Origin of the sequence: uncultured Algoriphagus sp. (assembly GCF_963974835.1) — a bacterium.
GTDB lineage: Bacteria > Bacteroidota > Bacteroidia > Cytophagales > Cyclobacteriaceae > Algoriphagus.
This window is the reverse complement of sequence record NZ_CAXBET010000001.1, coordinates 947,484-961,524: the sequence shown is the minus strand read 5'-3', so window position 1 is coordinate 961,524 and position 14,041 is coordinate 947,484. Positions and strand designations below refer to the sequence as shown.

General features: G+C 42.3%; 7 protein-coding genes. All 7 read left to right on the top strand.

The features are described 5' to 3' along the window. Positions 1-2 precede the first annotated feature (2 nt). The 7 genes from AACZ73_RS04235 to AACZ73_RS04205 are packed head-to-tail and all read left to right on the top strand — an operon-like array spanning position 3 to position 14,029. Positions 3-293 carry a PAAR domain-containing protein gene (locus AACZ73_RS04235; protein ID WP_339875683.1) on the top strand — a complete coding sequence of 97 codons (291 nt, stop codon included), beginning with the start codon at positions 3-5 and terminating at the stop codon, positions 291-293. 7 nt (positions 294-300) lie between these two features. Further along, complete coding sequence (locus AACZ73_RS04230) at positions 301-717, top strand: GPW/gp25 family protein (RefSeq protein WP_339875681.1); 417 nt, start codon at positions 301-303, stop codon at positions 715-717. Between the two features lie 6 nt (positions 718-723). After that, positions 724-4,290 carry a hypothetical protein gene (locus AACZ73_RS04225; protein ID WP_339875680.1) on the top strand — a complete coding sequence of 1,189 codons (3,567 nt, stop codon included), beginning with the start codon at positions 724-726 and terminating at the stop codon, positions 4,288-4,290. Continuing rightward, positions 4,290-7,271, top strand: coding sequence for a hypothetical protein (locus AACZ73_RS04220; RefSeq protein ID WP_339875678.1), 2,982 nt, complete (start codon positions 4,290-4,292; stop codon positions 7,269-7,271). Before AACZ73_RS04225 ends, AACZ73_RS04220 begins: the two co-directional genes overlap by 1 nt. A 2-nt stretch (positions 7,272-7,273) precedes the next feature. Continuing rightward, positions 7,274-11,365 (top strand): PKD domain-containing protein, encoded by a 4,092-nt coding sequence (locus tag AACZ73_RS04215; RefSeq protein WP_339875676.1) that lies wholly within the window; start codon positions 7,274-7,276, stop codon positions 11,363-11,365. An 8-nt stretch (positions 11,366-11,373) separates the two neighbouring features. Then, positions 11,374-12,870, top strand: a complete 1,497-nt coding sequence (locus tag AACZ73_RS04210) for a contractile injection system tape measure protein (protein ID WP_339875674.1) — start codon at positions 11,374-11,376, stop codon at positions 12,868-12,870. Positions 12,871-12,877: 7 nt separating this feature from the next. Beyond that, the gene (locus tag AACZ73_RS04205; RefSeq protein ID WP_339875672.1) at positions 12,878-14,029 is read left to right on the top strand and encodes a DUF4157 domain-containing protein; all 1,152 of its coding nucleotides are present in this window, start codon (positions 12,878-12,880) and stop codon (positions 14,027-14,029) included. Positions 14,030-14,041 lie beyond the last annotated feature (12 nt).

The following is a 14,041-nucleotide window of genomic DNA, read 5'->3' as shown; positions in this document are numbered from 1 at the left end:
GAATGCCATTAGCAGCTAGAATATCAGACATGCATACCTGTCCCATGTTGAATCCAAATGGATCTCCTCATGTGGGCGGACCCATCCTTCCACCTGGTGAACCGACTGTACTGATCGGAGGATTGCCAGCGGCAAGAGTGGGCGACATGACTACTTGCGCAGGTCCGCCAGACACCATCATCACTGGATCCTTCTCCGTGCTGATCGGAGGCTTGCCTGCTGCTAGGATGGGAGATTCCACTGCCCACGGTGGAGTAATAATTATCGGATGTCCAACAGTAATCATAGGGTGATAGAATCATGGAAAAAATAAATCAGTCTTTTTTGGGAAGGGGCTGGAGTTTTCCTCCCCAGTTTGACAATGAGGGGGCAAAAACCCGAATGCTCCAAGACGAAAAAGATATTCAAAGCAGTCTTGAAATACTGCTCTCAACCAAAAGAGGAGAGCGGGTGATGCGCTCGGATTATGGATGTAACCTCCACGAGCTGACTTTTGAGCCTCTGATCACCACGTTCAAAACCTATATCAAAGACTTGATCAGAACGGCAATTCTATATCATGAACCGAGGATTGAGGTGGAAAAAATAGAATTAAATGACACAGGAGAATTGGAGGGTAGAATTCTCATTACGATTACCTACAAGGTCAGGACGACAAACTCGAGATTCAACTTTGTCTTTCCATTTTATAAAACAGAAGGTACTGAATTGAAATAATCAACGATGGCTTGCAATGATAAAAACCCATTGACCCGAGAAGGAGTAGACAGGCTCACCAGAAAACTCCTCTCCCTCCCTCCCACTTTTGCCAAAGTGGACGATAGGTCTATGGAGGAAATCCTTCTTTTTGCTAGAAAATATGCCGCTTACCTGAAATACAAAAACACGGATAATGCTGATCAAGGAACTTGGGAACCCTTGATGAAAATGGATATATCAGTCGTCTTGTCGGTTTTATTGGCTCTTGACCTCCTTCAACTCTCCGAATACCTTAAGCTACTTCGCAAAAAAACCAAATTGGCAATCGCAGCTGAGAATGATGCAGAAGCCAGCTTGCAATTCAAATATTTATTTGATCTGATTTTTTCTATTGCCAAGACCATCGATGAACAATGTGGATTATTGAAAGAAGATGCGGATTACCAAAAGAACATCCAATCCATCATCGGCTCAAAGTTAAATAGTCCATTTTCCAGGCTTTCAAATTTCAGAACGGATCAAGTGGCCTTGATTTCTGCCTCAGACCAAACGGACCCCACCGCACCGATCAACACCCTAAATTCGAATGAACCTCTTGTTTTAGAGTATTTTTCGCTGACCTCAGAAGGGATGAATTTGACAATTCCCGGAGCTTCCGTACATGTAAAAATAAGTCATATCATCAACCATAATATTTTCAACAATCAGATCACTGTCTTTTTGGGAGGTACTTCTACCATCATTCAAAATGCCCGGGAATCATTTGAAGCTTCATTGACCACCTATTCCAATCACGAACCCCATTATGGCCTTTTTCTAGCTTTTTTGAAACTCTTCAAAGCAGCCCAGGAAAGCCTCAACGACTTCACCAAAAGGCATCTTGACTTCTATTACAAAGATGTTTTAAGACTAAAAAACAAAAAACCTGTTCCAGATCAAGTGCATTTGACATTCGAACTGCAGAAGCATATCGGTCAACATCAGCTCGAAAAAGGGACGCTTTTCAAGGGAGGAAAAGACTTGAATGGAAAAGAAATGAGCTATAGTCTTTTGGAGGATGTGGTGGTGAACCAAGCGTTGGTCCAGGAAATCAAAGCGTATCAGATCCAGAATAAAAACCTCCTCGCATTTCCCGTGGTGAACAGTGCTGATGGAAAAGGGGAAAAATTCGAAGGAGATGATAAAAGTTGGTTTGCCTTTGGGAATCAAAAATCCGAAGCGACCCAAGAGGCAGGATTTGCCATCGCTTCTAATTTACTTTTCCTGAAAGAAGGCGAAAGGACGGTGACAGTTACAGTGCAGTTTGCCAAGCCATTGAAATCCAAACCAGGATTTACCTACTCCGGATACCAAAAAATCATTCCGTTTCAGGTCAATTTGACGGGAGAAAAAGATTGGCTAGTGAAAAATGTGGATGCCAAATACACCGAAAATCAGAAGACCTTGATTTTGGAATTTACACTTGGCGTAGAAGAACCTCCACTAATTCCTTATCTCGAAAAAACCCATCAAAAAAATATTCGCACGTCGCTTCCGCTGCTTACTGCCACTTTAGATCAGAAAATGAGCAATATGTGGTATGCGGATCTGATGAACAATCCAATCAACTCCATTCAGCTTTCTGTGGAGGTCATCGGGGTAAAGGATCTGGCGCTAAGTAGTGATGGTGGCTCCATCGATGCTTCCAAACCCTTCAAGCCCTTTGGTGATTTCCCTAAATTACACGCAGGTTTTTACATAGGTTCCAAGGAAATTTTTCAGAAAAAACTAGATTACCTAAGGGTAAATTTCCCCATTTCAGAACCTGTCACCTGTCAATACCTGCATGGGAATAGTTGGGATATCTATCCCAAAACAAAGTCAGGGCAAACCTATTCTATCCAACAAAACTCGGATGGCAATCTGTTGAAAGCCACCAATATGGATTTTGGTGCCAACACCTTTTTGCAGGCTACATCTTTTGAAGGAATTTTGAAATTCCGTTTGGACACCTCCAGTTATTCTCTGGCCAGTTTTATGGACGAAGTGAATAAGGCATTGGACAAGGTGGTCATAAATTCACAACAGAGCAATACTGTAGTTACAGCCAGGGCGGTTCGGGCTACTACCGATCCATCCGAAAGCATTGCCGACATAGGATCCATAGGCATCAAAGATCTGAGCGAGATAGGAGCTCTGACTGGGCTGAGCAAAGTGAGTGGAAATTCCGTCCCAGTGCCTAAAGAACTGATCTCTGAATCTTTCTCCATTGACTACTCGGCATCAGAGTTCATTCCAACAGTTGGCTCCAATCCCCGACATACCTTTTACCATTTGTATCCATTCGGTTATGGAAAGCCTATTTCGGATGAAAATCTCTCGTTGATCCCACGATTTATTTACAAGGGGGAGCTTTTAATCGGAATAGCTAAAGCTGCATTTCCTACCACGATTAATTTTCTGTTCCTCCTTTCTGAAGGAAGCTCAAATCCTTTGAAGAAGGAAGAACAAATCTATTGGTCTTATCTAAAAAGTAATGGTGAATGGCAAGTAATTGATTCAAGTAAAGTAGTGGATGGAACTATCAATTTGACCCGGTCAGGTATTGTCACGGTCAGTTTTCCGAAAGATGCAGGTAAAGGGCACACAATTGTCACTACCGACCTTGTGTGGTTGAAAGCATCTGTTGTGGATAACATCGATGCTGTTTGCAAAATTATTGACATCAAGGCCCAAGCGGGATTGGTGGAACTGGTACAAAACGAATCGGAAGGAATTGAATTCAGAAGTACACTTCCTGCTGGCACCATCAGCAAACTACAGCGCTCAGAAAGTGCCATCAAATCCATTCTTCAACCCGCTGATTCCTTTGGAGGAAGGGAAAAAGAGTCTGATGGCGATCAATACCAGCGGGTAAGCGAGCGACTTCGACACAAGCAACGGGCTATTACTATGTGGGATTACGAGCATTTGGTGCTGGAAGAATTCCCATCCATTTACCAGGTAAAATGTCTGAACCATACCGGATTCTATGAAAAAGAAGAAGAGCAGGTTTTCTGCGATAATTACCCTGGTCATATCACCCTAATCTGTGTTCCTGACCTTAAGAAAAAATCCAATGTCAATCCGCTCACTCCTTACACTCCCATCGGTACCTTGACGGATATAGCTCTTTTCCTAGGCAAAATCAAAAATCCTTTTGCCTTACTCCATGTCGTCAATCCAAAATTTGAAGAGGTCCAATTGGATTTTGAAGTACACTTCCATGATCACATGGATGAAGTTTTTTATAGGAATTTATTGGATATGGAAATTGAGAAATTCCTTTGTCCATGGGCTTGGGACAATGAAAAGAAAATCAATTTTGGAGGAAAAATCTCCAAATCCACCTTAATCAATTTTGTGGATGAAAGACCCTATGTGGATTTTTTGAGCTGCTTTAAACTCAACCATATCATCCGGGATAATGAGGGAAACATTGATCTAATTCAATATGATGTAGAGGAGATCGTAGCAACTACTTCCAGGTCGGTATTGGTATCCCATTTCGATGAGACCAGTCTGAGTGCTCCACGACATATCATTCAAGTAATCCAAACCTGCGACTGCTGATGAAAACCTCTCCCACTATACCCAAAAACCCCAAGCTAGCCCATTCTTTGGACTATGAGCTACTACGCAAGGAGGGAATGGAATACATCGAGTCCCTTTCTAGCAGCATCTGGACAGACTACAATTCCCATGATCCTGGAATTACGATTTTAGAGGCTCTTTGCTACGCCATTACTGAGCTAGGATATCGGGTAAATTTTGACATCAAAGATCATCTAGCGGAGGCCAATGGGCAGACATTCTTTACTGCAAGGGATATTTTGACTACGGCTCCATTGACCATAGCTGACTATCGAAAACTGCTGATTGACCTACCCGGTGTAAATAATGCCTGGCTCTTTACTGACGGAAAACAAGAAATTCCCATCTACCTCAATTGTGAAGAGGACTTGCTGCAATATGAGGCAAACAAACGTCCCCTGACCTTGAAAGGTCTCTACACGGTTTTGCTGGATCTTTCGGTAGATATGGAGCTTGGGGATATGAATTCAGGAGATATTGTATTGGAAAACATCGGTTTCCCATTTTCTCCGACCGAGGGTATTGACGCAGGAGAATTTCAAGTAAAATTTGAATTTCCCAGCATCAACCAGATCAATAAAAGGTTACTGGATATCGAGTTTACTGGTTTTACTTTAGAGAAAAACCCCAGTGTGCTTTGGGCTTATATTTTTAAAATCGAATTGATTAATGGTGAGCTAGTCGATTTAAATTTTAGAGTGAGTATTCCAAAAAACCCTTCCCAAGGGAAAATCCTGGACAGCCATCTAGAGACAATGCTTCAGGACAGTGGCTACGTAGATGTGGTTTTAAATACCTATTTGGCTAAAGTTTCCAAAGCAAATTTGATCATCAAAAACTGCATTAAAACCCTCCACGAAAACAGAAATCTATGTGAGGATTTCATCAGCGTAAAACCCATTGATTCTGAGGAAGTAGCATTTTGTTTTGATGTAGTAGTAAGTCCGGAAATAGACATCGAGAAGGTTCAGGCGGAAATTTACTTTACGATAGAAAACTACCTCAATCCTCCTATTACTTTTTACGCGCTTGGCGAACAGTTGAAGAAGGAAATTCCCGTTGAGGAAATCTTCGAAGGACCCAAGCTGGGACATGGTTTTATAGACACGGATGAATTGGAAAACGCTCAATTGAAACAGGTAATCTATGCTTCTGATATTATCAATTTGTTGATGGATCTAGAAGGAGTCAGAGAGATTAAAAATTTCATGATGACTAAATATGACAAAAACGGTAAGCCTGTGCCTGGCCAGATGGGCGTTTCTTGGTGCCTGCCCATCACTCCCATGCATAAACCCGTTTTAAGTCCTGATTATTCCAAAATATTATTTTTTAAGGATGGATTTCCATTCCTTTCCCGATATGAAGAAGTCCGGGATACGGTCCATCTTCTTCATGCCCAGAATAATTCGGGAAAACTGGTCCCAACATTTGAAGACTTACCGATCCCTAAAGGAAATCCAAGGGATACCTTAAGTCATTGGCCCATTCAATATGACTTGCCCATGGTGTATGGGGTCGGGGAATATGGACTTCCTCCCGAACCATCCAACTTGAGAAAAGCCCAACAGCTGCAATTAAAAGGTTACTTGATGTTTTTTGAGCAATTGCTGGCAGATTTTCTGGCACAGCTGACAGAGGCAAAAAATCTTTATTCTACCGATGTGATTCGGCAGACCTATTTTTCTCAATACTTAGGCACCATCAAAGAGGTGGGTGACATTCTTCATCCGGATATGGAAAAGGCTCTAACCAATGATCCTGGTGATCCCTTGAGTCAGGAGCTCTGGCAAAAGCTCTATGAAAACAAAAACCAATTTCAGGAAAGAAGAAATAGGTTTCTGGATCACTTACTGGCACGTTTTGCTGAATCATTCAGTGATTATTCCTTGATGATGTACCGCATCAACATGGAAAACATCAGTCTAGAAAAAATTGAGCCGGAGGAATTGATCGAGGTGAAGTCTAACACGCTTCGAAATTATCCAGAGATCAGTTATGGCAGATCCTTAGCATTCAATTATTTCCCTCAGGATGAAAATTATCAGCTGGACGAAACCAAGCTTTGGGATACATCAAATGTATCTGGCCTTGAAAAAAAAGTAGGTCAAATCACTGGGATCAAGGACTTTACCAGGCGGTTCTTGTATTGTATCAAAAATGTGGAGATACAATGTGAGGAAACTGAAGTTGGAGACGAAATCCATTGCGTACATACTTTTTCTCTCACCTCCATAAGCGGTGTGAAAATGGTCTCCAAACCCTATGAAGATAAATCCGAAGCTGAATCGGTTTTGGAAGAAGTCATGGAATTGGGAGCCAGCCTACAGAACTATCACTACACCACCAAACAGGTCAAACTAAAAAAAGGAAACTCCATCATTTTGACCAGTGAGAATACATTTCCCGATGAAGAGGAAGCAAATCTGGTGATTGAAGAGCTTGTGGCTGAGTTGTCAGGAGAATGCGGGGATCCAGAAGGATTTCATTTGATCGAACATATTCTTTTACGACCCAAGAGCAAAAATTTCAAACTCATGGAAGTCTGTCTTCATGATTGTGATTGTCCTTGCGAAGAAGATATCTACTCCTTTAGAGCCTCGGTAGTTCTTCCGCATTGGCCCAGACACTTCGATAACATGGCCTATCGAAGCTACTTCGAAAAGAAAATTGTGGAAGAAGCACCGGCCCACCTACAGCTGAAAGTCTGCTGGGTGAGTAATGAAAAGCTAAGGCAATTTGAAACTTGCTACAAACGATGGATCGAAGAACATGCAAGATTCAAACAGGATGGGCAAAACCTTACTGCGTATCAGGAGGCCAATGACCGCTTACTGGAAATATTGGCAAAACTCAACTCTGTGTATCCAAAGGCAACACTGCACGATTGTGAAGAAAGTGATGCCAACAAAAACCCTGTCATGCTGGGTAAAACAATTTTAGGAACTCAAAATCTATAATCATGCAGCCGTTATTATCATATCCCGTTTTTGAAGCTGATCAGGTTTTGTCCAATGGGCACTTGAACAACTTATTGAACTACCTAGAACAACAGGAGAGGCTGACGCGAATCAAGCTTATTGGAAGAGGCATCGTCTGCGGTTTGGAGATCCAATCTTCTGCCTCAGAAATTACCCTTAGCAAGGGATGTGGGCTCACCTCTCAGGGATACCTGATCCAACTCTGTGATACCAGTTATTCTTTTTATGCGAGTTATTCCCCACCTGCACTTCCTAGTGACCTTACTTTTTTGACCCAGTGTGGCACTGAGAATCGAAACAAAGTTCCTTTCTATCAACAAAAAGATATTCTGGAACTAATCCCTTCAGACGACAAACAATCAGATGGGAAGAAGCCATTGAATACTCTCAATTTGCAGGATTATGCCATTGTATTGTTTTTGGAAGCAGAGCAAATTGACTTAAAAAACTGCGACACCCAAGACTGCAATGACAAGGGTAGCAAAATGGAATTTGTCCTGAGAGTTTTATTGGTTCATAAAAAGTTTCTGGAATCCAGCAATAAAATTGGCTTTAATTCGATCCTGCTCAAGCGATACAATGTCCCGGTCCAAGAGCTTAAAACTTCAGAAGATATTTTAAAGGGATTTTTGAACATCACGGATGATGTTACGCTCACCCATATGTCTGAAAATTTGATCCGTTGTTGGGATAGGTTTGCTGTACAGTTGGGACTTCCGGAGGAAAATCCAATCAAAGATCTCAATCTGATCTCTTTCAAAAAGAAATTTTCCACTAGTTCTATTCAGAGAATTTACCTCCAATATTTCTACGATTTCATTCATGATCTATTTAAAGCTTATCTGGAATTCCGATCCAAAATCCGGGAAGCTTATGGAGCTTGTTGTCCTGAGGAGATGGAGTTTCCTCTTCATCTGACATTAGGAATGGCTCATGAAGACACGCGCTTAGGAAAAAACAACAGCTATAGAAATTATTTCGAGCCTTCTCCCATCCTCGGTGGACAATCAAAATCGCTGGAAGAAGCAGCCTCACTTTTGGAAAGGCTCGTGGCTATGATCCAGGCTTTTATGGGAGATAAATTGTCAGCCAATGAATCCATCCTAATCACCCCAAATTACCTGGGTCCAGAACCGATCAGTTTACGGTCAATTCCCTACTACTACGACTGGAAAACCATCAATCCAAAATGGTATTTTAGCAAAAATTTTAATGGAAACGAGCGATACAATCTAGGATATCGGGCTGCCAAACAAGCAGGTGCTCCCGAGCCTGTGAAAAACCCCTTACTATATGACATCGAGCGATACAATGCCTTTCGAATCGAAGGACATCTAGGAAAAAACTATAGAACCGCGCTCACAGATATCATCCAGCAGAAGAACAAATTCAACTTGCCTTTCGAAGTGCTGGCTCTGAATGCCATCGATCTTTCCGCGATTTTGAACGGAAAGGAAATCAAGTGCCACATTGAAGACCTTAGTTCCGACTATCGGGTGATGATCACCGGTATAGTCTGCCAACTCCAGCAAATACTTGCTTATGTGGGGAATTTAAGGCCGAAGCGTACAACCGATCCGACACTGAGTATGGCAGCGGTGAACTTCACGCGGGATTTTTATATTTCAAAAAACCTCGTGGATATGAGAAAGGTCATAAAATCTGACCTGTCAAACAACCAGCCACTCAGCATTTCCAATGAAGACATCATCAAAAATCTGGCACTGAGAGATGTAGAGGAGGGAGAGAAATTAGCAGATTTTGTCGCCAAAGATGTAAGCGCCTTTATCGTAAATGACAAAGCATTTTTTGATTACATCATTAAACAGCCCGATCTACTGCTTATTTTCTTGCAGCAATTGGCAGAAATCGTCAAATACCTTTTGGCCTACGATCTGGACAAATTTGACGCGGAGGCATATAATAAACTGTGGACTCCCTATTCCAAAACAGTTGTGAGTCTGATCAAGGAAGCGGCCAACTCAGAAAACGAGGAAATTAAAAGGTATTTCTCCTCCAGCAATACGGAATTGTTGTTCAAATGTGCCAACGAGAAGTTATTTGCACTGAAAGACGAATACCTCAAAAGAATCGAGGAATACCATGCGGCAACTATTTTCAGCGAATACTTTAAAAAACATCCCGGTATGGAGCATAAAGCTGGAGTACCTAAAGGAGGCACTTTTATTTTGGTATATAATGGGGCCACTGACTTGGTGCTGACATTGCCTGATTTGACTTTCAACAGAGAATTATTAGCTGGACTTTCTATAGCCACTCCTTCCCCAAGGCTGACAAACAATCCTCCTACATCGGTAAGATCTTCCTTGGCTTCTGAAGTCATTTCACGAACAGATGAAGCATTAAATGTAAAGTCATTGAACCGAACTGAATTTGAGTTTGCCTCCGAGCTTATTAAAAAGCTGAATCTCGGCGATGCCGCGAAAAATGTGCTGGATGCGCTCAATCTCAAAGACAGAGAAATAAGAGAGCAGGCGACTCCTATTGCCAAAGGAACCGTCATAGCAGATTTTTACCTGCCTTATTTATGCTGCAGTGAATGTCCTCCGATTGCGTACATCATTCCTGAGGAGGAGCCTGTAAACATAGGGCCAGTAGCGGACGCCGGGCAGGACCAAACATTTACGTTAGGACCAAATCAACCCATCTCCTTTACCTTGGACGGTACTGCTTCCAAAGACGAAGATGGTACCATCACCGCTTTTGCATGGTCTCAGATCAGTGGACCTCAGACGACCCTTAAAACTCCCAACAAACCTAAGGCATCTGGCGAAATCAAAACAGTTGGAGAATATGTCTTTGAACTAACCGTGACAGACGATAAAGGAACATCCAGTAAGGATTCTGTCAAAATCACTATTATTGAACCTGAGAATAATGGCCCTATTGCCAATGCCGGAAGAGATCAAACATTTACCATTGCTCCTAACCAACCATTATCTGTTACTTTGGACGGTTCTGACTCTAAGGATCAGGGTGGAACCATCACTGCTTTTGCCTGGTCTCAGATCAGTGGCAATCCTGTCACTTTAAAAACACCAAACAAACCCAAAACTGAGGTTGAATTCAGTGCTGACGGTGAATATGAATTTGAATTGACCGTCACGGATGATAAAGGAGCTTCCAACAAAGATTCGGTTAAAGTCACGGTAATTAGCCCACGTAATAATCCACCGGTAGCAGAAGCAGGAACTGACATTTCCATCACTATCAGAAATCCAAATAGTCCAGGTACCATTATTCTGGATGGAAGCAACTCCCGGGATCCAGAAAATGAAGCACTCACATTCAAGTGGAGCCTAGCCAGTGGTCCTGTCACGCCGACTATAACAAAGCCAAATCAGGCAAAAACAGAGGTCACAGGCCTGCTGGAAGGTGAGTACAAATTCATGCTGGAAGTTACCGACAACGCCGGCAGCAGCAATAGTGATACGGTCATTGTAAAAGTAAATGTATTGCCCGTGGACACAAGGACCAAGACCTGCGGCCCGCTTCCGGATGTGCTTGAGGCATTTGCGGCTTTCGACAAAACGCAACCAGATGATAATTTCAAAAGGTTCCAGGAGGCGTTTGGCCCTTATGCTGAAGTAAAAGAATTTTTCAAGTCGATGAGCACCATTTCAAGTTCCAATGTCTCCAAGCAAACAGATTTCTTCGCTGGTGCTTTTGGAACTGCCGGTTTGATCTCCAAATTAAGTGGATGGCTAGAAAAGCTCCAAAATCTTATAGTAGAGGTTAAAGAAATAAGAGCTTTTGCTTTCCAGCTGTATCAAATCCTGAGCACATTGGTCAGCAACATCGTCTGCATTCAAAATGAAGACTACGATATCGCCAAAATTCCAATGGATAAGGTCTTTGATGTGATTGAAGCACATGCGAAAAACTGGGCGGAATTAAAAGCCAGTGGAGCCTTTGGAAGAATAGAAACAGCTGCCATTGCAAAAATAGAAGCTGTATTTACCTCAGCCTCTGAGCAGACAAGAAATAACGGCGAAGCTTCAGCGAAGCCTAAATATTTGAGGAGATTAAAAATTATAGAAGGAATAATTTAAAGTGAAAGATGAGCCATAGCCAAATCCATAAAATCCAAACTACCTCCCTTCAAGTCCAATTTGATGGGATTGAAGAAGGATTGGGTCTTCAGGACCGGCTTGCGCTGGTGTTTCACGAGAAGATAAAGCCAGCATTGGAGAAAGAATTTGATCAGCTAGCAGATCCGAAGACTACCCTAGTGATCGATTCGCTGGTACTGGACTGTGGCTACCTACCAGACGAAAACTGGGAGGAAACACTCCATCAGCAAATTCTGGAGCAGGTGAGAAAGGAAATAGCAGCAAAACCTTCCAATCAACGCATGCAAATCTCAAAAGAGATCAAGGCTAATCAGGTATATTTTTTTTTTATGGCAAAGGGATATTTCCCTTGGAATAGCCCCTTTGCCTCAACTCGTGAAGTGGAAAAAGCAATTTCCATTGACATCGAGTTTATGGGAAGCTTGATGAAAGCAATGCAAAAATCCTCGCTAGTTACGGATCGCTTATTCCATTCATTTTCTACCACATTCATTTCAGGGATTTATGGGTCTTTGGGGAAAACAGTGAATCCTAAAATCCCAGTAGTTTACTCGTTCCTTCAAAAACAAGGCTGGGAAAATGTACAGAAAGAATTGCTGGGAAAATTGATCCTCCACGCAAATAAAAAACAGGAGTTGACCCATCTGGAATTCCTTAGCCTTCTTATTTATCTTATTCCCAAAGAAAAAATTTCAGATCTCGCGGGTTTCGTCGGGTCAGAACTCATCCAGGACAAGAATTTTCGAGAGGCATTTTCTACTGTAAAGGCAACAGCTAATACATCTGAATCATCCCGGAAGATCGACATGCTGGTTCAAGCATTAGGAGAGAACTATCCAGCTTCACTGAAGAAAATCGATTATTCAAAAATTAACCAAAGAATTCTTAAAGAAGTGAAGGAATCAACTCTACGGAATCGAAAGACAGAGAATTTATTGAATGAAAGAATTGCTGGGGCATCAGAAAATATCGTGGATGTATCAGAGGATATTTTTATTGAGAATGCAGGTTTGGTGATTCTGCATCCATTTATATCGGGACTTTTCGGTCACCTTCAACTGCTGACTGCTGGAAAATTTACAAAACAAGCAAATCAACATTTAGGCGCAAAAATCCTTCAGTTTTTGGTCTATGGAGAGAATGATTTGACTGAGAATTCTTTTGTCCTGAATAAGATCCTATGCGGAATGGATGTCTTTGATGTATTGGAATTAAGTCAGGAAATAGAAGCAGCTAGCAAAGACGAATGCGAGAAGTTACTTCAAGATGTTATTGGACATTGGGCAATTTTGAAAAACACCAGTGTGGACGGCTTGAGAGAAACTTTTTTGCAAAGGGACGGCAAAATCAGCCGGACAGAAAATGGCTGGAAGTTAAAAGTGGAAAGAAAAACTGTGGATATTCTGATGAACAAATTGCCCTGGGGAATCGGAATGATCAAACTTCCTTGGATGGATGAAATGATGTACGTGGATTGGGACTAAATCAAAAATGGCTTTGAAAGATTCTATCAAGAAAATAAAACAGGAAAAACCAGATCTGAGTAGAGGCTCATTTTTTCAGGCAAAGTTGAAAGTCAATCAGCCAAGTGACCGCTATGAGCAGGAAGCAGATAAGATTGCCCAAAATATCTCCTCCGCAAATCAGAAAGAAGCGCACTTATTTTTTAAACCCCAGATTTCGCGGGTAGTCCCTGGGGCAGAAAATTATCAGAAGCTTGCCGTCCCAGAACAGTTGGAAGCTAGCCTGAAGGAAGACTCAGAATCAGGTTCCAGCTTGCCCAAAGAAATAGGATCAACGATGGAGTCTAAGCTTGGCTATGATTTCAGTGATGTGAAAATCCACCATGGCCAAAAGGCGGAAGAGGCTAGCAGTAGCCTGAACGCTAATGCCTTTACTTATGGTAATGATATTTATTTCAATTCGAATAAGTACAATCCAGATTCTCGGGAGGGTAAACAGTTATTGGCACATGAGCTTACCCACGTGGTCCAGCAAAATGCCTCCCCAGCAACTCAAATCCAACGAGATGAGGAAGAGACCACTTCCGAAAATTCAGAAGAAGAGGAATTTGATTTCGATTATAATTTGCTCCCTCCAGCACTGCAATTCTCACTGGGGCAATGGATGCTGGAAGCAAATACCAGTCAAGTTGCACTGCAATTCACGCATGGACTGCTGAGAAGTAGATTTGGATACAATTACGGCGGAAATCTCACCCTTGGAGCTAGAACTCCCTCCAGAAGTGCAGAAGTGGGCTTTAACCCACATTCGCCTGCGGTTTCTTTCGGTTTTTCACAGGACCAATTTAGACTGGGAGCTAATGCAGACCTGACAACGGGAGGATTTGGATTAAACTTTGGATATGGCGCAAGACTATTGCCGATGCCATTTGACTTAGCTGCTCCGGTAAATAGGGGCTGGGGAGGTGCAAGCGGAATACTGGGAGACATTGGCTCCATGCAGGATCCCATAAGTTTCTATCAGTCACACGGCGACAATATCGATGACGTCATGGCAGCGGTGAAGGCTCTTCAACCTTTGGCCAATGAAGAGAATCGTGGCTTCGGTGCTGGTTTGAGGTTCAGCTACAATCCTCAGACCGGAGTATTGATACATGCTGGCGCTCAATGGATGTTTTAACTAACTAATCGC

Coding starts and splice junctions, on each gene's coding strand:
- AACZ73_RS04215 (WP_339875676.1), top strand. CDS start 7,274: ATGCAGCCGTTATTATCATATCCCGTTTTTGAAGCTGATCAGGTTTTG.
- AACZ73_RS04230 (WP_339875681.1), top strand. CDS start 301: ATGGAAAAAATAAATCAGTCTTTTTTGGGAAGGGGCTGGAGTTTTCCT.
- AACZ73_RS04210 (WP_339875674.1), top strand. CDS start 11,374: ATGAGCCATAGCCAAATCCATAAAATCCAAACTACCTCCCTTCAAGTC.
- AACZ73_RS04220 (WP_339875678.1), top strand. CDS start 4,290: ATGAAAACCTCTCCCACTATACCCAAAAACCCCAAGCTAGCCCATTCT.
- AACZ73_RS04225 (WP_339875680.1), top strand. CDS start 724: ATGGCTTGCAATGATAAAAACCCATTGACCCGAGAAGGAGTAGACAGG.
- AACZ73_RS04205 (WP_339875672.1), top strand. CDS start 12,878: ATGGCTTTGAAAGATTCTATCAAGAAAATAAAACAGGAAAAACCAGAT.
- AACZ73_RS04235 (WP_339875683.1), top strand. CDS start 3: ATGCCATTAGCAGCTAGAATATCAGACATGCATACCTGTCCCATGTTG.